19 protein-coding genes and 3 pseudogenes are annotated in these 23139 nt (G+C 64.8%); 7 read left to right on the top strand and 15 right to left on the bottom strand.

Annotated elements, in window-relative coordinates; all coding sequences use genetic code 11:
* Positions 1-104: 104 nt before the first annotated feature.
* The 7 genes from OKW35_RS08440 to OKW35_RS08410 form a co-directional block, all read right to left on the bottom strand.
* Positions 105-902, bottom strand: a complete 798-nt coding sequence (locus OKW35_RS08440) for an FAD binding domain-containing protein (RefSeq protein ID WP_429347269.1) — start codon at positions 900-902, stop codon at positions 105-107.
* A 28-nt stretch (positions 903-930) separates the two neighbouring features.
* Positions 931-3312 carry a xanthine dehydrogenase family protein molybdopterin-binding subunit gene (locus tag OKW35_RS08435; protein ID WP_187615098.1) on the bottom strand — a complete coding sequence of 794 codons (2382 nt, stop codon included), beginning with the start codon at positions 3310-3312 and terminating at the stop codon, positions 931-933.
* A gap of 10 nt (positions 3313-3322) precedes the next feature.
* Positions 3323-3844 (bottom strand): (2Fe-2S)-binding protein, encoded by a 522-nt coding sequence (locus OKW35_RS08430; protein WP_184025999.1) that lies wholly within the window; start codon positions 3842-3844, stop codon positions 3323-3325.
* 415 nt (positions 3845-4259) lie between these two features.
* Positions 4260-5651, bottom strand: a complete 1392-nt coding sequence (locus tag OKW35_RS08425; RefSeq protein ID WP_187612075.1) for an amino acid permease — start codon at positions 5649-5651, stop codon at positions 4260-4262.
* 298 nt (positions 5652-5949) lie between these two features.
* The gene (gene rqpR / locus OKW35_RS08420) at positions 5950-6606 is read right to left on the bottom strand and encodes a response regulator transcription factor RqpR (RefSeq protein WP_090802643.1); all 657 of its coding nucleotides are present in this window, start codon (positions 6604-6606) and stop codon (positions 5950-5952) included.
* Positions 6607-6616: 10 nt separating this feature from the next.
* Entirely contained in the window at positions 6617-7504 is an 888-nt protein-coding gene (locus OKW35_RS08415) for a sensor histidine kinase (protein WP_429551697.1), read from the bottom strand.
* A gap of 408 nt (positions 7505-7912) precedes the next feature.
* Positions 7913-8683, bottom strand: coding sequence for a ferredoxin--NADP reductase (locus OKW35_RS08410; RefSeq protein WP_018419136.1), 771 nt, complete (start codon positions 8681-8683; stop codon positions 7913-7915).
* Between the two features lie 684 nt (positions 8684-9367).
* On the opposite strand from OKW35_RS08410, the pseudogene OKW35_RS08405 reads away from it, so the two are divergent.
* Positions 9368-9580, top strand: a pseudogene (locus tag OKW35_RS08405) (hypothetical protein); the annotation flags it as partial.
* 186 nt (positions 9581-9766) lie between these two features.
* Here the strand turns inward: OKW35_RS08405 and OKW35_RS08400 are convergent.
* The 3 genes and pseudogenes from OKW35_RS08400 to OKW35_RS08390 form a co-directional block, all read right to left on the bottom strand.
* A pseudogene (locus tag OKW35_RS08400) lies at positions 9767-9976 on the bottom strand (ABC transporter permease); the annotation flags it as partial.
* A 96-nt stretch (positions 9977-10072) separates the two neighbouring features.
* Positions 10073-10348, bottom strand: a pseudogene (locus OKW35_RS08395) (sugar ABC transporter ATP-binding protein); the annotation flags it as partial.
* Positions 10349-10528: 180 nt separating this feature from the next.
* A complete protein-coding gene (locus OKW35_RS08390; protein WP_429551696.1) occupies positions 10529-11581 on the bottom strand; it encodes a LacI family DNA-binding transcriptional regulator in 1053 nt (350 codons plus the stop codon).
* Between the two features lie 340 nt (positions 11582-11921).
* On the opposite strand from OKW35_RS08390, the gene OKW35_RS08385 reads away from it, so the two are divergent.
* On the top strand, positions 11922-12926 hold the full coding sequence (locus OKW35_RS08385) for an aldose 1-epimerase (protein WP_429551695.1): 1005 nt from the start codon (positions 11922-11924) through the stop codon (positions 12924-12926).
* 46 nt (positions 12927-12972) lie between these two features.
* Here OKW35_RS08385 and OKW35_RS08380 read toward each other — a convergent pair whose 3' ends face one another.
* Both OKW35_RS08380 and OKW35_RS08375 read right to left on the bottom strand, forming a co-directional pair.
* Entirely contained in the window at positions 12973-13770 is a 798-nt protein-coding gene (locus OKW35_RS08380) for an endonuclease/exonuclease/phosphatase family protein (protein ID WP_184060845.1), read from the bottom strand.
* A 54-nt stretch (positions 13771-13824) separates the two neighbouring features.
* Positions 13825-14385, bottom strand: a complete 561-nt coding sequence (locus OKW35_RS08375; RefSeq protein ID WP_090802651.1) for a hypothetical protein — start codon at positions 14383-14385, stop codon at positions 13825-13827.
* A 270-nt stretch (positions 14386-14655) separates the two neighbouring features.
* On the opposite strand from OKW35_RS08375, the gene OKW35_RS08370 reads away from it, so the two are divergent.
* From OKW35_RS08370 to OKW35_RS08360, 3 genes are all read left to right on the top strand, one after another.
* A complete protein-coding gene (locus OKW35_RS08370) occupies positions 14656-15633 on the top strand; it encodes an AAA family ATPase (RefSeq protein WP_184060843.1) in 978 nt (325 codons plus the stop codon).
* 355 nt (positions 15634-15988) lie between these two features.
* Positions 15989-17095, top strand: coding sequence for an NAD(P)/FAD-dependent oxidoreductase (locus tag OKW35_RS08365; RefSeq protein WP_429551694.1), 1107 nt, complete (start codon positions 15989-15991; stop codon positions 17093-17095).
* A 132-nt stretch (positions 17096-17227) separates the two neighbouring features.
* Positions 17228-17539: a high-potential iron-sulfur protein gene (locus OKW35_RS08360; protein WP_429551693.1), complete on the top strand. Its 312-nt coding sequence runs from the start codon at positions 17228-17230 to the stop codon at positions 17537-17539.
* Between the two features lie 65 nt (positions 17540-17604).
* Here the strand turns inward: OKW35_RS08360 and OKW35_RS08355 are convergent, their stop codons facing one another.
* The 3 genes from OKW35_RS08355 to OKW35_RS08345 form a co-directional block, all read right to left on the bottom strand.
* The gene (locus tag OKW35_RS08355) at positions 17605-19161 is read right to left on the bottom strand and encodes an amidase (RefSeq protein ID WP_429551692.1); all 1557 of its coding nucleotides are present in this window, start codon (positions 19159-19161) and stop codon (positions 17605-17607) included.
* 242 nt (positions 19162-19403) lie between these two features.
* Complete coding sequence (locus tag OKW35_RS08350) at positions 19404-20102, bottom strand: dienelactone hydrolase family protein (protein ID WP_018419150.1); 699 nt, start codon at positions 20100-20102, stop codon at positions 19404-19406.
* 95 nt (positions 20103-20197) lie between these two features.
* A complete protein-coding gene (locus tag OKW35_RS08345; protein WP_184146058.1) occupies positions 20198-20425 on the bottom strand; it encodes a hypothetical protein in 228 nt (75 codons plus the stop codon).
* Here OKW35_RS08345 and OKW35_RS08340 point away from each other — a divergent pair.
* Complete coding sequence (locus OKW35_RS08340; RefSeq protein WP_429551691.1) at positions 20424-21527, top strand: NAD(P)H-dependent flavin oxidoreductase; 1104 nt, start codon at positions 20424-20426, stop codon at positions 21525-21527. The genes OKW35_RS08345 and OKW35_RS08340 overlap by 2 nt on opposite strands.
* Before the next feature lie 451 nt (positions 21528-21978).
* Positions 21979-23124 (top strand): branched-chain amino acid ABC transporter substrate-binding protein, encoded by a 1146-nt coding sequence (locus tag OKW35_RS08335; protein ID WP_184026037.1) that lies wholly within the window; start codon positions 21979-21981, stop codon positions 23122-23124.
* Positions 23125-23139 lie beyond the last annotated feature (15 nt).

Genomic DNA, 23139 nt, shown 5'->3' with positions numbered 1-23139 from the left:
GCGAGCCCGGCGTCGAACTGTCGCGCCGGCTCGCGAAGTGAACGAAGCCGGCTTGCGCGCGCCGTGGTGAAGGCGCGGCAAGCCGGGGCGCCTAGCGAGGATCGCTAGGCATTTGCCTTCGTGACCGCGCGCGCGGCGAGCACCGGAATCAGATGCGCGCGATACGCGGCGCTCGCGTGCATGTCGTCGTTCAGCTCGTCTGGCGACACGCTCACTGCACGTGCCGCCTCGGGCGTGAAGTTCGTCGACAGCGCGCTTTCGAGCTCGGCCACGCGAAACACCGATGACGCCGCCCCCGTTACCGCGACGCGCACGCCGCTCGCGACCTTCGCGACGAACACGCCGACCAGCGCAAAGTGCGAGGCCGGATTGCGGAATTTCTCGTATGCGGCACGCTCGGGCACCGGAAACTCGACGGCGACGATCAGCTCGTCGGGCGCGAGCGCGGTCTCGTACATGCCGACGAAGAAGTCGGCCGAAGCGATGCGCCGCCGGTCCGTGACGATCGTCGCATCGAGGCCCATCGCCGCCGCCGGGTAGCACGCGGCCGGGTCGTTGTTCGCGAGCGAGCCGCCGATCGTGCCGAGCGCGCGTACCTGGCGATCGCCGATATTCGCGGCCAGCTCCGCGAGCGCGGGCAACACGCGCCGCACGTCCGCGTGTTCGGCGACGTCCGCGTGACAGACGGCTGCGCCGATCGTCACCGTGCTGGCGTCGACGGTGATCGTCCTGAGCGCGGGAATGCGCGTCACGTCGATCAGTTGCGACGGCTGCGCGAGACGCAGGCGCATCGTCGGCAGAAGGCTCTGGCCGCCGGCGAGGAACTTCGCGTCGCTGTCGGCGGTGAGGGCTGCGGCGGCCGCTTGCGGATCCGTCGCGCGTTGATACTCGAATGAATACATGTCGAATGCTCCGCTCAGGATCGTTGGGTCAGGCTTGCTTCGCCGCTTGAATCGCGGACCAGACGCGATGCGGCGTGGCCGGCATCTGCAGATTGGTCACGCCAAGCGGCGCGAGCGCGTCGATGATCGCGTTGATCACGGCCGGCGGTGAGCCGATCGCGCCCGCTTCGCCGCAGCCTTTGACGCCGAGCGGATTGTGCGTGCACGGCGTGCCCTTCGACGTTTCGACCGTGAAGTCGGGCAGGTCGGACGCATGCGGCATCGCGTAGTCCATGTAAGAGCCGGACAGCAACTGGCCGCTGTCGTTGTCGTACACGCAGCGCTCGAGCATCGCCTGGCCGATGCCTTGCCCGAGCCCGCCATGCACCTGACCTTCGACGATCATCGGATTGATCACGTTGCCAAAATCGTCGACCGCGGTGAACTGCTGGATGCGGGAGACGCCGGTGTCCGGATCGACTTCGATCTCGCAGATATACGCACCCGACGGATACGTGAAGTTGGTCGGATCGTAGAACGCGCTTTCTTCGAGCCCCGGTTCGAGCACGTCGAGCGGATAGTTGTGCGGCACGTACGCGGCGAGCGAGATCTCCGCGAACGCCTTGGTGCGGTCGGTGCCCGCGACGCGGAACACACCGTTCCTGAACTCGATGTCTTCAGCCGACGCTTCGAGCAGATGCGCGGCGATCTTCTTCGCCTTTGCTTCGATCTTGTCGAGCGCCTTCGAGATGGCCGAGCCGCCGACCGCGATCGAACGCGAACCATACGTGCCCATGCCGAACGCGATGCGGCCGGTGTCGCCGTGCACGATCTCGACGCTTTCGAGCGGAATGCCGAGGCGGTCCGCGACGACTTGCGCGAAGGTCGTTTCATGCCCCTGGCCGTGACTGTGCGAGCCCGTGAACACGGTGACCGAGCCGGTCGGATGTACGCGGATCTGGCCGACTTCGAACAGGCCCGCGCGCGCGCCGAGCGCGCCCGCGATGTTCGACGGCGCGAGACCGCATGCCTCGATGTAGCACGAATAGCCGAGGCCGCGGCGCTTGCCGTTCTTTTCGGATTCCTGCCGGCGTGCGGCGAAGCCCTCGACGTCCGCGAGCGTGAGCGCGCGCGCGAGGATCGCGTTGTAGTCGCCGGTGTCGTAGGTGAGGCCGACCGGCGTCGCGTACGGGAATTGCGTGATGAAATTGCGGCGGCGGATTTCCGCGGGGTCGAGTTTCATCTCGCGCGCCGCGGCTTCCACCAGGCGCTCGACGACGAACGTCGCTTCCGGCCGGCCCGCGCCGCGATACGCATCGACCGGAACGGTGTTGGTGAAGACGGCCTTCACTTCGGCGTAGATCGCGGGCGTCGCGTATTGCCCGGCGAGCAGCGTCGCGTACAGGATCGTCGGCACGCTCGACGCGAACGTCGACAGATACGCGCCCATGTTAGCGATCGTATGCACGCGCATGGCGAGGAACTTGCCGTCGGCGTCCAGCGCAAGCTCGGCTTTGGTCACGTGATCGCGGCCGTGCGCATCGGAAAGGAACGCCTCGGAGCGCTCGGCGGTCCATTTGACCGGCCGGCCGATCTTCTTCGACGCCCAGGTGAGCGCGACGTCTTCGGCGTACAGGAAGATCTTCGAGCCGAAGCCGCCGCCGACGTCCGGCGCGATCACGCGCAGCTTCGATTCCGGCAGCGACAGCACGAACGCGGCCATCAGCAGCCGCTCGACGTGCGGGTTCTGATTCGCGACGTACAGCGTGTAGCTCTCGTCCTGCGCCGAATAGTTCGCGTTGACCGCGCGCGGTTCGATCGCGTTCGGCACGAGGCGGTTGTTGACGATATCGAGCGTGGTCACGTGTGCGGCCTTCGCGAACGCGGCATCGGTCGCGGCCTTGTCGCCGTGGCCCCAGTTGTAGCAGACGTTGTCGGGCACTTCGTCGTGCACGGCCGCTTGACCCGGGTCGGCCGCATGCGCGGTATCGACGACGGCCGGCAGTTCTTCGTAATCGACTTCGATCAGTTCGGCCGCATCTTTCGCCGCCTTGATCGATTCAGCGATCACGAGCGCGACCTGATCGCCCACGTGCCGTGCTTTCGTATGCGCGATCACCGGATGCGGCGGCTCGTTCATCGGCTTGCCGTCGGTGCTATGGATCAGCCAGCCGCACGGCAGTCCGCCGACGTTGTCGGCGGCGAGATCCGCGCCGGTGAAGATCGCGATCACGCCCGGCGACTGTTTGGCCGCGCTCGTGTCGATGCTTCTGATCTTCGCGTGCGCGTGCGGCGAGCGCAGGAACACCGCGTAGGTTTGCTGCGGCAGCACGATGTCGTCGGTGTACTGGCCTTTGCCGGTCAGGAAGCGATAGTCTTCCTTGCGTTCGACGGCGGCGCCAATCAGGCTCTGTGTATCGGGTGCGTTCATCGACGGCTCCTCAGGCGGCGGTGGCGCCGGCGGCATTCGCGCCGGCAGATGCGCTCGATGCGGCGGACTTCATACCCGCGGCGCCTTCGAGCACGGCCTTGACGATGTTGTGATAGCCCGTACAGCGGCACAGGTTGCCGTCGAGCTGCTCGCGCACCTCGTCGCCGGTCAGATCGGGTTGACGCTGCACCAGCGACACCGCGTTCATCACCATGCCCGGCGTGCAGAAGCCGCATTGCAGACCGTGGCAGTGTTTGAACGCGGCCTGCATCGGATGCAGCGCGCCGTTGTGCGCGAGCCCTTCGATGGTCGTGACTTCCGCGCCATCGGCTTGCACGGCGAGGATGTTGCAGGACTTGATCGCGCGGCCGTTCAGATGCACGGTGCAGGCGCCGCATTGCGCCGTATCGCAGCCGACATGGGTGCCGGTCAGACGGAGTTGATCGCGCAGGAACTGGACAAGCAGGGTGCCAGGGTCGACTGAGGCGCTCACGGGCGCGCCATTGACCGTCAGACTGATGCTGATCGCCATGAAGCTGTCTCCTATATTGATCGGAGCGAGCGCTTCGGCGTATCGATCCCTGCCTCGGCGCAGACCACGATCCCATGCAAGATAGTTGCTGTGGGTGAGACCGGACCTGTGATTGTTATTGCCCCTGCTTTGCTTCGACTGCGTGCTGACTTCGATTCGCCAAGTCCGATGAGGGTGCTACGGGTTTTACAAATCTGCCGAAAAGTAAAGCACAAATCGCGCGGGCGCGCTATGAGGGGAAGTGTGTTCGGCGCGCGCGAGCGCACGAAGAGAACACGGCGGCCACGGAATGGGACGCCGCAAAGACAAGCGCCCCGTCTGCGGAGCATGACGGGGCGCATCGATAGATCGGCGGAAAGCGAGGCCACGCTCGCGAGCATTCAGCTCATTGGCGTGGCTTCATCGGAACGGCGCTTTACTTTGCCAGTTTCGAATGACGGCGCGAGTAGCCGAAATAGATAACCATGCCGATCAGCAGCCAGATCACGAACGCGCCCCACGTGATGCCTTGCAGGTTCAGCATCAGGAACAGGCACGATGCGACCGCGAGCACCGGCACGACAGGCACGCCAGGGCAACGGAACGCGCGCGGCAGCTCTGGGTGCGTCTTGCGCAGCACGAGCACCGCGATCGATACCATCGAGAACGCCGCGAGCGTACCGATATTGATCAGCTCAGCCAACACATTGAGCGGCACCAGCGCGCCGATCAGGCCGAAGAAGATGCCGACGAGCCACGTCGTGAAGAACGGCGTCGCGAAACGCGGATGCACTTTCGACAGCTTCGCGGGCAGCAGGCCGTCGCGCGACATCGCGAAGATCACCCGCGTCTGACCGTAGGCCATCACGAGAATCACGGTCAGCATGCCGAGCACGGCGCCGAGGTCGATGAAGCCGGCGACCCAGTTCTGCCCCGCGAGTTGCAGCGCGTACGACACCGGGTGCGAAATGCCCATGAACTTCCCGGACGGCACGATGCCGGTGACGACCGCGGCCACGGCCACATACAGCACCGCGCACACGCCGAGCGACGCGATGATGCCGATCGGGAGGTCGCGCTTCGGATTCTTCACTTCTTCGGCCGCCGACGACACCGAGTCGAAGCCGATGAACGCGAAGAACATCACCGCGGCCGCGCCGAACACGCCGCTCCAGCCGTGAGGCATGAACGGGTGCCAGTTGGCCGGCGTGACGTGAAACACGCCGACGCCGATCACGAGCAGCACGACGACGACCTTGATCGCAACCATGATGTTGTTGATACGCGCGGATTCGCGCACGCCGAGCGACAGCAGCGTGGTGATCGCCATCATCACGAGGAAGGCGGGCAGGTTGAACAGCGTTTCGTGTCCGGGCACGGCGCCGGGGGCTGCGCTCAGCGCCATCGGCAGCGATACGCCGAAGCCCGACAGCAACGACTGCAGATAGCCGGACCAGCCGACCGACACCGCCGAGGTCGCGAGCCCGTACTCGAGCATCAGGTCCCAGCCGATGATCCACGCGGCCAGCTCGCCGAGCGTCGCATACGAGTACGTGTAGATCGAACCGGCGACCGGAATCGTCGATGCGAATTCAGCGTAGGCGAGCGCGGCGAAGCCGCAGGCGATCGCCGCGATCAGGAACGAGATCATCAGCGCGGGACCCGCCTGTAAGGCGCCCGTGCCGGTCAGCACGAAGATGCCGGTGCCGATGATGGCGCCGACGCCGAGGAAAGTCAGGTCGAGCGCGCCCAGCGCCTTTTTCAGGCCGGCGGTCTGAGCGCTCGCCGCAAGCATGTGCTCGACGCTCTTTTTGCGAAACAGGGACATTGGCGTGGGTCTCCAGTGGTGCACGCGTGTTGCGCGCCGAATGTCGGAAAAACCCGCGATTCTAGCGGATGCGTGTCGCCGGGCTGGTTCGCGCGGCGCTTTCTGGGCCAAGGCGATGGGCGGAAACTCCCGCCAGGAGGTGATTTCGAGGAGGTCTTGCGGAGCCGGAAGCGGGGCGGCGGTGAAGCTATTTATTGAAAAGTCAATTGATGAGGATGGAATCTCTCCGATTGCGCCGGCGCCACGATCGGACGACAGCGGCGCAACGCCGCAGGCACGGCTGGCGGCGCCTGCTGGGCTAGCCCGCCATCGCGGGATTCAGATCGACCAGGCGGTTACTCATTACATAAAAGGTCAACTCGGCGTTGTTGCGCAGCTTCATCTTGTCGAGCAGCCGCGTGCGGTACACGCTGACGGTCTTCACCGACAGCGACAGCGCGGCCGCGATATCGGTGAGACGTTTGCCGGACGCGAGCATGCACAGCGTCTGGTACTCCCGATCGGACAGCTTTTCGTGCGGCAACTGCTCGCCGTCGAACGACACGTAGTCGGCGAGCGCCTCGGCCATCTCGGGGCTCACGTACTTGCGGCCCGCCGCGACCTGCTGGATCGCGCCGATCATCTGCGCGGCATCGACCGTCTTCGACAGATAGCCGGACGCGCCGGCTTTGAGCGCGCGCACCGCGTACTGGTCCTCGCGGTACATCGAGAACATCAGCACCGCGACGCGCGGCGCCTTGCGCTTCAGACGCTTGAGCACCTCGACGCCATTCATGTCGGGCAGCGAAATGTCGAGCAGCACGACGTCGAAGCTCTGGTGGACGACCAGGTCGAGCGCTTCGGAGCCGCTTTGCGCCTCGGCGACCTCGCGCGCGACGCCGCGATCGAGCAGCAGATGGCGAACGCCCTGGCGGACCACCGCGTGATCTTCGACGATCAGGATGCGCAGGCTCATGGTCGCGGGCTCACGATTGCAGCGCGCGCCGGGCGGCGCGCGGCGTTGGGGCGGCCGCGAGCAGCGCGTGCCACGCGAAGCGGGCCTGGATCAGGGTGCCGCGCGGGGTGGTGGCGCCGTTGTTGCCAGCGCCGCTGTCCTCGCCACGACCGACGCTCGTGCGCCTCGCGCTGATTCGCAGCGTGCCGTCGAATGCGGCGCAGCGCGCCTGCATGCCGGCGAGGCCGAAATGACCGCCGTTTTTTTTCTGGCCACCGCGTTCGCGCGCGCCGCGCGGCAGGCCGATGCCATCGTCGCTAACGAGGAGCCTCAGATGACGCGCACCGGTTTCGACGCGCAGGTCGGCGCAGGTCGCGCGCGCGTGCTTCGCGATGTTGTTCAGCGCTTCCTGCGCGACGCGGAACACGGCGAGCGCGGCATCGGCGGGCAGGCGCGCGAGCCGCGCGTCGACGCTGCAGGTGAAGGTGATGCGCAAGCCGGTGCGCATGGAGAAGTCGCGGGCCCAGCACTGCAGCGCGCCGGCGAGGCCTGTCTCGAACGACGGCGCGTGCAGTTGCGCGATGGCGTCGCGATTTGCCGCCTGCACGGCGTCGAGCGAACGATTCGCGACCGCGAGCGCGGCCGCGCATTGCGGCGGCGCGTCGGCGGGCAGCCAGGTTTCGATGCCGGCGAGCGCGAAGCGCGTCGCAGTCAGCTCGGCGCCGACGCCGTCGTGCAGCTCGCGCGCGACGTGACGGCGCACGCTTTCCTGCGCGTCGACCAATTCGGCCGACAGCTCGCGTACCCGCGCGCGCAGCCGCTCGATCTCGCGCGCGGCGAGCGATGGCATGTCGAAGCCATCACGCTGCGCAGACGAAGCCAGCGCAGCGTTGAACGGGACGGCAGTCGACGTATCCATGAATTTCCCTCTCAGGAGGCGGAGTGGACGGCGAAGCGGGCACGCGCAGACGGAATCAAAGCTCGCGAATCACGAGGTTTCGCGTCGGACGAAACACGATGGCCCAACGTAACGAAATTTACATTCAGTAACAACTCGGATTGACGACGATCGGTGCATGAATTCGTCTGATCTCGCGGCGCGATGATATCTCAAAAAGATTAAAAAAGCAGTCGTACCAAGGCTTAGCGCAGAGTCTTCAGAGATTACATGATGTTTACCGCGGACTCGTGCTGTCAGAGGAATTCTGACAGCGAAGGTGACGCAACGCGCTCCGATTTGTAACGGAGCAACAAAAAAAGGAGCCCGGAGGCTCCTTTTTTTTCGGAATTCGCGGCGCGCGGGCCGCGAAGAAGAATGCCGGCCGGCTTAGCCGACGAAGGCCTTTTCGACCACGTAATGGCCCGGCTCGTTGTTGCTGCCTTCCTTGAAGCCCGCGTCTTCGAGCAGCTTGCGCGTGTCGCGCAGCATGTGCGGGCTTCCGCACAGCATGACGCGGTCGTCCTCGAGCGAGAAACCCGGCACGCCGAGGTCGGCGAACAGCTTTTCGGTTTCGATCAGCTCGGTGATGCGGCCGCGGTTCTGGAACGCTTCGCGCGTGACGGTCGGGTAGTACAGCAGCTTTTCCTGTACGAACTCGCCGAGGTGTTCATGCGCCGGCAGGTGCTCGGTGATGTATTCCTTGTACGCGAGTTCGTCGACGAAACGGCAGGTATGCGTGAGGACCACGCGCTCGTAGCGGTCGTAAATGTCCGGATCCTTGATGATCGACATGAACGGCGCGAGGCCCGTGCCGGTGGACAACAGCCACAGCGTCTTGCCCGGCAGCAGGTTGTCGGCCACCAGCGTGCCGACCGGCTTCTTGCCGATCAGCACTTCGTCGCCGACCTTCAGGTGCTGCAGTCGCGATGTGAGCGGGCCGTCCTGCACCTTGATGCTGAGGAATTCGAGATGTTCTTCGTAGTTCGCACTGGCGAGGCTGTATGCGCGCAGCAGCGGCTTGCCCTCGACCTGCAGGCCCACCATCGTGAACTGGCCGTTTTCGAAACGGAACGACGGATCGCGCGTGCAGGTGAAGCTGAAAAGCGTATCGGTCCAGTGATGGACGCTCAGGACGGTTTGTGAATTCAGGTTGCTCATGGCTTCTTGGATAGTGCGAAAACAAAGGCGGCCAGTCGTCTGAGCCGGCCGGCACGGCAAGGGGCGATGCTGCGCTGACCCGTGGTCGGGACTCCCGCGCAATCCGTCATTTTACCGTGCCCGCCGGGGCGGGGCCGCGGCGCGGCGGTCGAGCGTGGTAAAGCGGGTTGCTAAACCGGGAAGCGGCGGCGCCGGCTTGCTGGCGCCGCGAAGTACGTTGGCGTGAGTGCGGCCGTGCTTCAGCGGGGTACGGCGATTCGGCGAACGCCGCGAAGGGCGGCTGCCATTGGTTGCCCGGCAGGCGCGAAAGCGACGCGCCGCAAGGGCAACATTTTCAAGATGATACCGAAAGGCGGCGTGCGCTGCAGCATTGACCCTGCTGATAAAACTGGCAAATGGGGCGGAACCCTGCCGGCGCCATCGAGATCGCCTCGCTTTCGACTATCGTTTGCGCGCCGTGATTTTTTGGGGAATACGCCCGACGTTGCCTCGTTTACGCAGGAGGCGAGTCGCGCTAAGCCAGGCAGCGCGGTGGGTGCGCGACTCGTCCTGGCGGCTGCGGCCGCCCATGCGAGTAGGAGGTGTCAAATGGAGGCTTCTCGTGCGATATCTGCATTCGGTTCATACACTGGCTTCGACGGGTTGGTGATACGGGCACGCGCATCGCGCCGCGTGCGTCGCGCGCCCGACCCGAAACGTCCTAGCGAAATCGTCGAGTTCACCGTCGACGGACAATTCGTCGCTCAAATGTCGGTCGACCCTGCGCCGGGCTCCGCGTTTGGCCTCGCGTTCGGCCTCGCACTCGGCCTCGATAGCAAGCGCCACTTGCAGTTCACCGCGGTAGACGACGCCACGAATACGGCGACCGTCTGGACGTTGCGCACCGACAGTCAATAAGGAAACCGGGACGACGATCGGGGACGTCGTGACGCGTCGGGGACGCGTCACGGTCACACGGTTTCGCGGCGAGTCTATCGGTACACAGAGATGGGTCGGGGGCGGCGATTGTGGCGGCAAGCCTCGGCCAAGTAAGGAAATTCTGTCCGATGGAATTGATGACGCCAATTCGCAGGTGCCGCTTGCTCACACCGCCGGCACCCGCTTTTTTCCGCGCTGTTTCAACACGCGCGCCTGCAGCACGATCACGAGTAGCAGGAACACGCCGCGAATCACCGATTGCCAGTACGCGGACAGACTGATGAACCCGAGCCCGTTCTCGAAGTTCAGCAGATTGAACACGAGCCCGAGCAGCAGCACGCCGGCAATCGTCATCGCGACTGAACCCTCGCGCCCGCGGCGACGCTCAGATTCGCGGAACGGCACCAGGTTGATCTCCCGGTAGATCGTGCTGATGCCCGCTTCGCGCGCCTGCTTGGGCGTGCGGAAATCGAGCATCGTCGTGACGAGCTGCAGCTTGTCCATCTCGGCCATCGTGCTTTGCACGACCGTCTGGCCGTCGCGCATCACGGTCACGCGATCGCACAGCGCGTACAGCTCGTCGAGCCGGTGCGAGACGAAAATCACCGCGCGGCCGTCGTCGCGCAGCTTGCGCACGACGGTGAACAGCAGTTCGACTTCGCGCTCGTCGAGCGACGACGTCGATTCGTCCATGATCACCATCTTCGCGTCCGACGACACCGCGCGCGCAAGCGCCACCATTTGCCGCCATGTCTTCCTCCAGTAACCGGTGACGGTTTATTTGCTTTTCGTGCTGCTCGGGATTGCCTCTGTCCAGCCGGGGGGGCCGACGTTGGTTCGCCGGCGAGCGCGCGATTGGCTATGACCCACCGGCGCGCTGTCTTCCCGACCTGACGTGCCGATTATTCCACTCAAAATTATTATTGGTCAATCGCTAATAATATTAGTTATCGCCGGTTTTGCCTCGGTAATTACCCTGACCGAGGTGCGTTCCACCAGCGGTCCGTCGAGCTTGACCGTGCGATGGCGCACCGGCGCGCCGGCTGCGCGGTTGTGCTCTTCCTGCAGCAGCGTTTCGACGGCCCAGCGGCCGAGTTCGTAGTTGGGCAGCACCACCGTCGACAGCGGCGGATGCGTGTGGCGCGCGATTTCCTGGTCGTCGTAGCCGAGCACCGACACGTCCTCGGGCACGCGCAGGCCGAGCTGCTTGAGCGCCTCGATCGCGCCGATCGCGGTCAGGTCGTTGGCGCAGAAGATCGCGGTGGGCGGATTGGCCTCGCGCATCAGCGACAGCGTCAGCTCGAAGCCGAGGCCGGGGCTCCAGTCGCCGTCGCGCACGAGTTCGGCCGCGAAAGGCAGATCGGCGGTCGCGAGCGCGGTGCGGTAGCCCTTCAGGCGGTCTTTCGCGGCGTCCTGCCACGGCTCGCCGTTGATGTAGCCGATGCGCCGATGGCCGGCCTGCAGCAGGTACTCGGTCGCCAGATGGCCGCCCGCGACCTCGGCTGGCACCACGGACGAGAACGTGCTGTCGCCGGTGTAGCAGTTCAGCAGCACGGTCGGCACCTGCGACAGCGCGGTCGGCGGCGCGACCTTGCGCGTGTAGACGGTCGCGTAGATCACACCGAACACGTGCGGATTGGTGAGGACCGTGTCGAGTACCTGTTTTTCGATGTCGGCGTTGCCGTGCGTCGAGTAGACCGCGAGCATCTTGCCGCTCGCGTACGCGGCGTCGCGCGCGCCGTCGATGTTGACGACCGGGTGCGGGCTCGTCGAGATTTCGTCGGCCAGATAGACGATCAGGTTGCGCTCGTCGCTCGATGCCGCTACGGGCGCGCGCAGCGACAGCCGGTAGCCGAGGTCGTGCGCGGCCTTCAGCACCTTGTTGCGGGTCGCATCGGAGAATTTCGCGCCGGCCGCGTTGTTGAGCACGAGCGAAACGGTGGATTGCGACACGCCGGTGAGCTTGGCGATGTCGGTCATGGTGGGACGGCGTTGAGTCGATTTTTTCATCGTGCGGGCCGCGCGGAGGCGGCGCTGAAGCGGGGGAATGCCAGCGGCATCATGCTGCTGACGGTACCACTAATAATATGCGCGCGGCAACGCGCGCTAACCCGCCATTTTGGAACGGAGCGTACGGCCCGTTACCGGCCCTTTTTGAACGAATTTATTACTAATAATATTGACCAATGGTGCGGTGTCGTGCGATTCTCGCTCGGGGCGGACTGAGGTGGTCCGCCGGCCGCGGGGTGCGCGGCACGTCAAAGGAGATATGAATGCACGTTGATGCCGCTTTCCGCTCGCGGTTTCGCCTCGTCTGACCATGCGCGACGTTTCCCTGAATCCTGCCCGGCCGCGCGAGGCACATGACGTGACTCGTTCGGCGACTCGACGCTCATGGCTCGACGATCCCGTGATCGCCGCGCGCCTCGTCACGTTGTCGGCCGGTGCGTTGCGAGCGGTGCTCGCGCCGGACGTTGGCGGCGCGCTCGCGGCGTTCTACGAAGTCACGCCGGAAGGTCCGTTGCACTGGCTGCGGCCGGCGCTGCCGGAAGCGTTCGAAGCGCGCGATCCGCTGCGCATGGCGAGCTTTCCGCTGTTCCCATACTGCAACCGGATTCGCGATGCGCGCTTCGCGTTCGACGGCGCGACGATCGATCTCGCCGGCAACGACCCGCGTTTCGCCCACGCGCTGCATGGCAACGCGTGGCGGAATCCGTGGTGCGTCGGCGCGCGCAGCGAAAGCGCGGTGGACTTGCACTTCGAGCACGAACCGGATGCGAGCGCGACTGGCGACTGGCCGTTTCGCTATCGCGCGCGGCAGCGTATCGAGTTGCGCGGTGGCGCGCTCCACATCACGATGTCCGCGCGGAATCTCGCCGGCCGGCCGATGCCGTTCGGCATGGGCCATCATCCGTACTATCCGCGCACCGCGTCGACGCGCATCCATGCCGACGTGCAGGCGATGTGGCACGCGGACACCGACGTGCTGCCGACGCATCTCGGCCCGCATCCGGCCGTCGACGCCTTGCGCGCGGGCATGTCGCCCGATGCGTTCGATCTCGACAACAACTTTTCGAATTGGTCGCGCGTGGCGACGATCGCGTGGCCCGACGAGCGCCGCAATCTGACGATGCGTGCCGACGCGCCGTTCGATCACCTGGTCGTGTTCGCGCCGGTCAACGATCCGCAGCTATGCGTGGAACCGGTCACGAATACGACCGATTGCTTCAACGCGGTTGGTACACAAGAACACGTCGGTGGCTGCGTATTGCAGCCGGGGGAGGAGATCGAAGCGGCGTTCAGCTGGACGCCGCATCGCGAGTGAGGGGGGACGCGCTTTCCGTTGGCGAAAGCTCAACCAACAGAAGCGCTCACTCCAGCCGCAACTTCGCCATATACGGCAAATGATCGGACAGCCACGCGGTCTCCTGCGTTGGCTGGATCCATTCGACCGGCTGCATGTCGCGCACGAACATCTTGTCGAGCGACAGCGCCGGCGAGAACGCCGGGAACGTGCGCGCCGGTTCGCCGAGCAGCGTCGCGACTTCCTGCAAGCCATGCTCGCGAAAGAGCGGCACTGAATCGTTGCGCCAATCGTTGAAATCGCCGGCCAGCACGAGCGGACCGTCGGGGGCTTCCTTCGCGATCCAGTGCGCGATCCAGTCCATCTGCCGCAACCGCGCCGGACGCGTCAGCGCGAGATGCGCACAGAGCAACGTGACGAGTCGTCCGCCGAACGTCGCACGCGCGACCAGCAGGCCGCGCTTTTCGAAGCGGTGCGCGGAGATGTCCCAGCGGCCGCCGAGATCGAGCGGATGCGGCGACAGGATCGCATTGCCGTGCCGCCATGACGGCTTGAACACGTTCGGGCCGAGCGCGACTTCGAGTTCGAGCGCGCGCGCGATTTCGGTTGCCTGACAGTGCCATACGTCGGTCAGTGGATCGCCCATCGGCGTGCCGAAACTGCTCGCCAATACCGGTGACGGCATACGCCGCGCCATCGCTTCCTGCAGGAAGTATGCGTCCGCGTGGGTCGATTGAACCCAGCGCTGCATCGCCTGCCAGGCCTGAAAACCGAGCGGTGTGCGGCCCTTGTGCAGGTTCCAGCTCACCGCGACGAAATCGTTCGGAGCGAGGCTCTCGCGGATCAGTTCTTCTGGGTTTCGCATGCCGCGTTATCCACGTGTTCTGTTTGAGCGCGTCGGTAAGGCGCGCGGTTCCTGTCAGTTCGGATTGCTGCTGCCGGTCGCGGCGCCATTGCCGCTCATGCCGCCGTTCGTGCCGTTGCCGTTCGCACCGTTGCTCACGACGTTCGCATGCACGCGGTACACGAGGTTCGGATTGTGATCGACGATCGTCCAGCTCGCCCATTGATCCGGCGGCACCACGAGACCCGGGTGGCTCGCGCTCACCTGGCGCGGCTGCGGCGGCAGCTTGCAGCCGATGTCGGTGCGCCGCGCATTGTCGTCCTCGAGCGTTTCCTGCGTGTCGATCGAAAACATCACGCCCTCGGGATCGACGCGCAGCGGCGACACCGTGATCGTGCGTGACAGATCGATGCTGCCGGCCGGCTGGTCCTTGCAGCCGACCTCGTGTTGCACGACCTGGTGATGCGTATCCGTGCGCGCCTGGCCGACGGTCGTGGTGCCGTCGAACGAATCGATCTGCTGGCCATCTTTCACCACCTGCAGCTGCCATTGCACGACCTGCTGCGCTGGCTGTTGTTGCGCGTGGGCGAGCAACGAAGCGCCAAGCAGCATGGCCACGATACTGGTTTTCCACATAAAAAGGATCTCCGCTTACGCGTCGCTTGCGTGGGTGCCTCGTCGCAATTAGAGAGCCATCTTACCCCCGATGGCCGCAACGATTTCTGACACGGTCGACGAGGGCCGGTTCAGCAACACTCCATTCCAGATGAGGATGGGATGCCAGCGATCGTTAGCAGCAGAGCCACATGACTGCTGGCTTGCACGCGTTTGTGTCCTCGCTACACTGGACTCGAACCGGCGCTCACAAGGCGCCGCCGCTGCAGAATCAGCCAGACGGGGTGAGCGATGACGACAGCAATGGTCAAACAGGAAATCGCGGTGGCCTCGTTCAGCCGGGTGTATGACCTCGACGAGGTCGAAAGCGCGCTGAACGGTCTCGGCGAGGGCGCGAACGAGGCGCTGCGCGCGACCTACGAAAAGATGCTGAAAACCGGCAATCTGCGATTCTGCGTGAAGCCGAACCGGATGCCGTCGATCGACGATCTGATCGGCGCGCTGCCCAATTTTTCCGCCCCGCTCGACGACATCCGCAAGCAGGTCGCGCTGTGCCTCGAAACCGAGGACCGGCTCGAACTGATGCCGATCCTGTTGCTCGGCGAGCCCGGCATCGGCAAGACGCATTTCGCGAAGCAGCTCGCGCGCCTGCTCGGCACCGCGTACCAATACGTCGCGATGAGTTCGCTGACGGCGGGCTGGATTCTGTCGGGCGCCTCGTCGCAATGGAAGAACGCGAAGCCGGGCAAGGTGTTCGATGCACTCGTGAACGGCAGCTACGCGAACCCGGTGATCGCCGTCGACGAAATCGACAAGGCGAGCGGCGATTCGCAATACGATCCGCTCGGCGCGTTGTACGCGCTACTCGAACACGACACCGCCCAGAGCTTCATCGACGAGTTCGCCGAGATACCGATCAACGCGGGCAACGTGATCTGGATCGCGACCGCCAACGACGAACGCGCGATCCCCGAGCCGATCCTGAACCGCATGAACGTCTACGAGATCTCGCCGCCGGACCACGCCGGCGCGCGACGCATCGCGCAGTCGATCTACGACGAGATCCGCGGCGCGCACAACTGGGGCCTGCGCTTTCCGGGGACGCTTGGCGAAGCGACGCTCGATGCGCTGAAGCGGGCGTCGCCGCGCGAGATGCGCCGCGCGATCCTGAACGGCTTCGGCGCGGCGCGCATCGCGGGACGCGACCAGATCGAGCCCGCCGATATCCGCCTCGATTACGGAAACCGGCGAAAACCGATCGGTTTTTGAGGTTTTCGGTCGGTTTTTTGCACCCAAACCCCGCTTCTCTGGAATTTGGGGAGCTGTCTCGGCAAATTTGGACAGCCTGCGTGGTGAATGCCGCGGCAATTATTGCTATTTTCGATGTGGAGCGCAGAATCGAGCCAGCTTGCGCCGCCATCGCCTGGTCGGCGCGCACGAACGTTTGTCACTTCTGTCTGTACCGAGTCGTACACTTTTCCGTGGCGGTGATAAAAAGACATAAGCAGACCAGCGGACAGATGCGTTCGACAACAAACGGAACGCGGCGGCGAGGTGCCGTACTTGTCTTCCTTCCATCGGCTGAACGAGGCAGCGCGCGGCCCAATGCGCCGCGTCAACGGATATGGATCAGATCGAATGTGTAGTGATCGGCGCCGGCGTGATCGGCCTCGCGACGGCGCGCGCGCTGGCGGCGCGCGGGCGCGAGGTGATCGTGCTGGAGGCCGCCGACGCCATCGGCGTGGGCACGAGTTCACGCAACAGCGAAGTGATTCACGCGGGCATCTACTATCCGCGCGGATCGCTGAAGGCCACGCTGTGCGTGCGCGGCCGCGAAATGCTGTATGACTATTGCGCCGAGCGCAACGTGCCGCATTCGCGCTGCGGCAAGCTGCTCGTCGCCACGTCGCGCAACCAGATTCCGCAGCTCGAAAGCATCATGGCCAAAGGGCGCGACAACGGCGTGCTCGATCTGCTGCGCGTCACCGGCGATCAGGCGCAGGCGCTCGAACCGGCGCTCGAATGCGTGGAGGCAGTGTTTTCGCCGCAGACGGGGATCGTCGATAGTCATCAGTACATGCTCGCGCTGCAAGGCGATGCCGAGCGCGACGGCGCCGTGTACGCGTTCCATGCGCCGGTCGAGGCGATCGAGGCTCACAACGGCCGTTTCACCATCGCGGTCGGCGGTGCGGCGCCCACCACGATCAGCGCTGCCTGCGTGATCAACAGCGCGGGTCTGCATGCGAACGCACTCGCGCGCAAGATTCGCGGACTCGACTCGCGCCACGTGCCGCCGCTCTACCTGGCGCGCGGCAATTACTTCAGCATCTCGGGGCGCGCGCCGTTCAGCCGCCTGATCTATCCGATGCCGAACGAAGCCGGCCTCGGCGTGCATCTGACGCTCGACCTGGGCGGCCAGGTGCGCTTCGGCCCCGACGTCGAATGGGTCGATGCGATCAATTACGACGTCGATCCGCGTCGCGCGGAGTCGTTTTATGCGGCGATTCGCGCGTACTGGCCGGCCTTGCCCGATGGCGCGTTGCAGCCGGCGTACGCCGGTATTCGTCCGAAGTTGTCCGGCCCGGGCGAGCCCGCCGCGGACTTCATGATCCAGGGGCCGGCCGCGCATGGCGTGCGCGGGCTCGTCAATCTGTTCGGCATCGAGTCGCCGGGGTTGACGGCATCGCTTGCGATTGCGCAGCGGGTCTGCGAGCTGAGCGGGCGGCCTTGAGGCTGCGTTTGGACCGTACCGCTCCGCTTATCTTTAGCATTTGGAATATCACGGGCGACGGCTACGTTGCTATGCTTGGCGAACGCTGTCATCAGAACGGCGTTGATTCCCATATAAATGGAGTGAGTCCCCATGAGTTCTTCCCGTCGTACGTTTTTGATCGCCAGCATCGGTGTGGCATCGACGTTCGCGCTGTCGCGCCAGGCGTTCGCCGACGCGCCGAAAGTCTCCGAAACCGATCCGACCGCGCAGGCGCTTGGCTACAAGGCGGACGCGAGCAAGGTCGACAAGGCGAAATTCGCCAAATACGCGCCTGGCGAGCAATGCAGCAACTGCAGCTTCTTCCAGGGCAAGGCGGGCGATGCCTACGGCCTCTGCCCGATGTTCGCGGGCAAGCAGGTCGCGGCCACGGGATGGTGCAGCGCCTATAACAAGAAGGCCTGATCAAGCCTGCGCGGCGCAAGCCGGGCCGGTTTTTCAAAGCTTCATTGCAGCGGGCCGCTGGACTATTAGCGGCGCGCATTCATCAATGGCGGCCGCCTGTCGAACCACGGCCGCGCCGCCTCGAGTTGCGCGGCGAGTCTGAACAGAGTCGCCTCGCCGCCGGTACGCGCCGCGAACTGCACGCCGATCGGCAGCCCGCGCGAATTCCAGTACAAAGGCACCGACATCGCCGGCTGGCCGCTCAGGTTGAACAGCTCCGTGCATCCGGCCCACGCGAATGCCTTGTTCGACGCTTCGAACAGCAGTTTCTTCATCAATCGTTCTAGCGGCATCGTGGTGATCGCGCGCATCTGCATGCGCTCGACCGAGCTTGGTCGCATCTCGCCGATCTTGATCGGAGCGGACGCGAGCGTCGCGCACAACAGCACGTCGTAGCGGTTCAGCAGGTCGGTCAGACGCGCAGTGATGCGGCGCTGTTCGTCGAGCGCGGCCGGCAAGCCCTGCTCGCCGAGCTTGCGGCCGACGTGCGCCATCGCCCATGTCGAAATTTCGAACTCGCCGCGCGTTGGCTTGTGGCCGGTGATGCGCTCCGCGTTCAGCACGAGGTCCTCGGCGGTCACCGACCACAGCGTCAGGAACGCATGACGGACCGCCGCGAAATCGACGCCGAGCGACACCGGCTCCAGACGATGGCCGAGTGAGCTCGCGAGTTGCGCGGCGTCGTCGAGCGCGGCGCGCGCATCGGCCGATAACGACGGCGCGAGCATCGGCTCGGTCACGTAGGCGATCGTCAGCGGTTTGCACGGCTCGCGCGTCGCGCCGAGAAAGGTGCCGGGCGCGCCGCTCGGCCGCTCGGCGTTGCCGGCCAGCAGATCGAGCAGCAACGCGCTGTCGCGCACGCTGCGCGACACGGCGTGATCGATGCCGAGTTCGCCGGCGCTGGCCTGCGCCGCGCGCGGCACGCGACCGCGCGAGGGTTTCAGGCCGAACAGTCCGCAGCACGACGCCGGAATCCGGATCGAGCCGCCGCCGTCCGACGCATGCGCGAGCGGTACGATGCCGGCAGCGACCGCTGCCGCCGCGCCGCCGCTCGAACCGCCCGGCGTGTGATCGATATTCCACGGATTACGGCACGCGCCAAATAGTTCGGGCTCCGTATAAGGCATCTGGCCGAGCTCGGACGTGCTGGTCTTCGCGAAGATATTCAAACCCGCCGCTTTCGCGAGCGCGACGACCGGCGCATCCTGAGTCGGAATGAAGTGCCGGTAGTGTCGGCTGCCCATTGCCATGGGCAGTCCCGCAACGGGCGCGCCGAGATCCTTGATCAGGAACGGCACGCCGGCGAGCGCGGCGTGGGCGGCGGAGTTGTCCGTTCCGTTCGCGCCGTCGACGGTATTCGCGCGATTCGCGTCTTCGCGCGACGCACGTTGGCGGGCCGCATCGTAGTCCTTCAGAACGACCGCGTTGATCGCGGGATTGACGGCCTCGGTGCGCGAGATCGCGACGTCGATCAATTCGCGCGCGCTGACCTGGCGCGTGCGCACGAGTTCGGCGAGGCCGATGGCGTCATGAGCGAGATAGTCTGATTGCACGTCGATTGAGCCCTCGCGGTCGGTTGGCATGCTGCGTCGAATTCGTGGCCGGCCATGCACGCGCGACTGGGGCGTTTCGCTCGGCATCGCGTTGCCCCGCTCGGGCGTCGCACATGTGAAAAGACGGCGTGTCGGCCGACACGCCGTCTTGCACAGAGTACCCGAGTTGAGCGCCGACGTGACTCATGTGAATTCGAGTGCGCACTTCAAATGCGCGAGCTTGCGATCACATGCGCAACGCGGCGGGGCCGACTGAATGCCGGAACCGCGGATTACATCCGCTCGCCGAGGAACGTCAGCGTGCGGCCATGCGCCAATGCCGACGCGTGCTGGTTGTACGACGCACGCTCCGAGCAGTTGAAACCGTGGTCGGCGTTCGGGTAGATGTTGAATTGCACGTCGGCGCGACCCGCGAAGCGCTCCTGAATCTGGCCGATGTCCGACGGCAGAATATGCGCGTCGAGCTCGCCGTAGTGGAACTGCATCGGCACCTTGATGTTCGCGGCTTTGTCGAGATGGTTATGGATGCCGCCGCCGTAGTAGGCGACAGCGGCGTCGACCGAACCGGCCGCCGCGGCCAGATAGGCGAGACGGCCGCCGAAGCAGTAGCCGATCGCCGCGATCTTGCCGGTCACTTCCGGCAGCGCGCGCAAGGCGGCCGCGGCGGCGCCGAGGTCGGCGACCGCGTCGTCGACCTTGGTTTTCTGCATCAGCTCGATGCCCTTTTCGCGATCCTTGCCGTCATACGTCAATTCGACGCGCGGCTGCACGCGCCAGAACACGTCCGGGGCGAGCGCGACATAGCCGTCCTGCGCGTACTGATCCGCGACCGAGCGGATATGGCCGTTCACGCCGAAGATTTCCTGAATGATGATGACGGCCGGTCCCTTGCCGCCCTTCGGCAGCGCGAGGTAGCCGCCGAAACTGTCGTTGCCGGCGGGGATGTCGATCCATCGGGAAGTCGTGCTCATGCTGTTCTCCATTGACTCGCGCGACCACCGCGCGAGGTCGGTGTGTACGAAACGCTCAAGGCCACGAGGCCCTGCAACGGGCGGTTAGTTTGCCATCAAAAGAATCGCCTTGCAGGGAGGCGGGACGGGGCCTCGCGGGTGATGCGGCGTGCTTCGATTCTCGTCAGGCGATTGAAACGATCTCGATAATTCATTTCTCCGCGATGGCGCGTGTCGGTAAAGTCAGCGCGTGATGGCTCGCGCGTGTCAGCGCATCTCGCGAACATGTTGGCGAGCGCATGAATCAGCACATCGACGGCTTTGCGCCGGAAGGAAACGAACATGAATGAAGGCAGTTTCGTGACGCCGCTCGCCGAGCACTTGCAGATGCGGGTACCCGTCGTGCAGGCGCCGATGGCCGGCGGCGCGACGACGCCGGCGCTCGTCGCGGCGGTATCCAATGCGGGCGGACTTGGTTTTCTCGCGGGGGCGGCGCTCGCGCCCGAGAAGATCGCGAGCGAGGTCGCGGCGATTCGCGCGCTGACCGATCGCCCGTTCGGCGTGAATCTGTTCGTGCTCGATCCGGTCTCGCCCGATGAAGCCACCGTGCGCCGCGCGCTCGACGCAATCGATCCGCTGCGCGCCGATCTCGGCTTGCCGCCGGGACAGCCGCTCGCACGCTATGCGCCTGACTTTCGCGCGCAACTGGAAACGCTGATCGAATTGCGGGTGCCGGTCGCCGGCTTTACGTTCGGACTGCTAGCAGCGGACGACGTCGAGCGTTTGCACGCGAGCGGCAGCTATGTAGTTGGGACTGCGACGCATGTTGAAGAAGGCATCGCGTGGCGCGATGCGGGCGCCGATGCCGTCGCCGCGCAAGGCGCGGAGGCGGGCGCGCATCGCGGCACGTTCATCGGCGCATTCGAAGATGCGCTGGTCGGCACGATGGCGCTCGTGCCGCAACTGGTCGACGCGACCGGGCTGCCGGTGCTCGCGGCCGGCGGCATCATGGACGGTCGCGGCATCGTCGAGGCACTCGCGCTCGGCGCGCAAGCCGCGGTGATGGGCACCGCGTTTCTGACCACCCGCGAGAGCGCGATCCCCGAGGTATGGAAAACCCGCGTGCGCGGCATGGCAGATACCTCGACCACGGTGACGCGCGCGATCACGGGCCGCCACGCGCGCGGTATCCGCAATCCGTTGATACAACGTTTGCGCGACTCGGCGGACAGCATCGCGCCGTATCCGGTGCAAAACGCGTTGACGCAGGAGCTGCGGCAAAACGCGGCGCGTGCGCAGAACGGCGATTACCTGTCGTTGTGGGCGGGGCAGGGTGCGCCGCTTGGCCACACGCGCGCCGAAGCAATCGGCGCGATCGAACTGATGGCGCAGCTCGAGCAGGAATGGCAGGCGGCCTCCGTGCGAATCGCCGCGTTCTTGCGTTGATTGCATGGCCGATTTAAGGCTGATTCAAGTTTTTTACCGCACTCACAATCCTGTGCGGCACGCCACATTTTTGAGTTGAAAAACACTTCGAATCATATGTGACAGAAGCCGGAAAATGGCTAAATCCGCGCCCGCGGAGAAACTTCCTAATTAGCGGAAACCCGCATGGGCTGGGGCTTTCCGGTCCGCTCGCCCAAGCCACGAGCGGTTCGCCCGGGAACTGCGCTATTAGTGTTGTTCCCACTTTCTCAAAAAATTCCCCCAAATTAATTTGATGGCCTACACTTGCGCGCAAGTACGGTTTGCCAACTGTCACAAACAGTCCGGTAAACGTACTGGCCAAGTGCATGAACGATGCAACCGGCGTGGTCGTCCACGGGACTGAGCGACACGAGTAGGGGAAGCGGGGCACAGGGCGATTACGTTGTTTTGACCGAAACTGGAGACTTACATGAACATCAAGATTCAAAAGCTGTTGCCGATCAGCGCTGCGGCGGTGCTGTTCGCGACATTGGCAACATCGGCCGCGGCCGACACGGTCGTGAAGATCGGTCACGTCGCGCCGTTGACTGGCGGTATCGCTCACCTGGGTAAAGACAACGAAAACGGCGCGCGCCTCGCCATTGAGGAAATCAACGCGAAGGGTCTGACGATCGGCGGCCAGAAGATCACGCTGCAACTCGACGCGCAGGACGACGCGGCCGACCCCCGCACGGCCACGCAGGTTGCGCAGAAGCTCGTCGACGACAAGGTCGTCGCCGTGGTCGGCCACCTGAACTCGGGCACCTCGATCCCGGCATCGAAGATCTATAGCGATGCGGGCATCGTGCAGATCTCGCCGTCGGCAACGAACCCGGCCTACACGCAGCAAGGCTTCAAGACGACCTACCGTGTCGTCGCGACCGATGCTCAGCAAGGCCCGGCACTCGCGAACTACGCGGCGAAGGGCATGAAGGTGAAGAGCGTCGCGATCGTCGACGACTCGACCGCTTACGGCCAGGGTCTCGCGAACGAATTCGAGAAGACGGCGAAGTCGCTCGGTATGAACGTCGTGTCGCACGACGCGACGAACGACAAGGCTGTCGACTTCCGCGCGATTCTGACGAAGATCAAGGGTGAAAATCCCGACGCGATCATGTACGGCGGCATGGACGCGACCGGCGGCCCGTTCGCCAAGCAGGCGAAGCAGCTCGGCCTGCGCGCGAAGGTGCTGGCAGGTGACGGCGTGTGTACCGACAAGCTGTCGGACCTGGCCGGCGACGCAACCGACAACATCGTCTGCTCGGAAGCCGGCATGGCGCTCGAAAAGATGGCGGGCGGCAAGGCGTTCGAAACGAAGTACGAGAAGCGCTTCGGCCAGCCGATCCAGATTTACGCGCCGTTCACGTATGACGCGGTGTACATCATCGTCGACGCGATGAAGCGCGCTAACTCGACCGATCCGGCGAAGATCCTGGCAGCGATGCCGACGACCGACTACAAGGGCGTGATCGGCGAAACGACGTTCGACTCGAAGGGCGACCTGCAGCACGGCGTGATCTCGCTGTACAACTACAAGCAAGGCAAGAAGACGCTGCTCGACGTCGTGAAGATGTAAATTCGGTGTGGTCGA

The organism is Paraburkholderia sp. MM5477-R1 (genome assembly GCF_050436385.1).
Lineage (GTDB): Bacteria > Pseudomonadota > Gammaproteobacteria > Burkholderiales > Burkholderiaceae > Paraburkholderia > Paraburkholderia tuberum.
The sequence above is the reverse complement of the archived record's forward strand: the minus strand, read 5'-3'. Positions and strand labels throughout refer to the sequence as shown.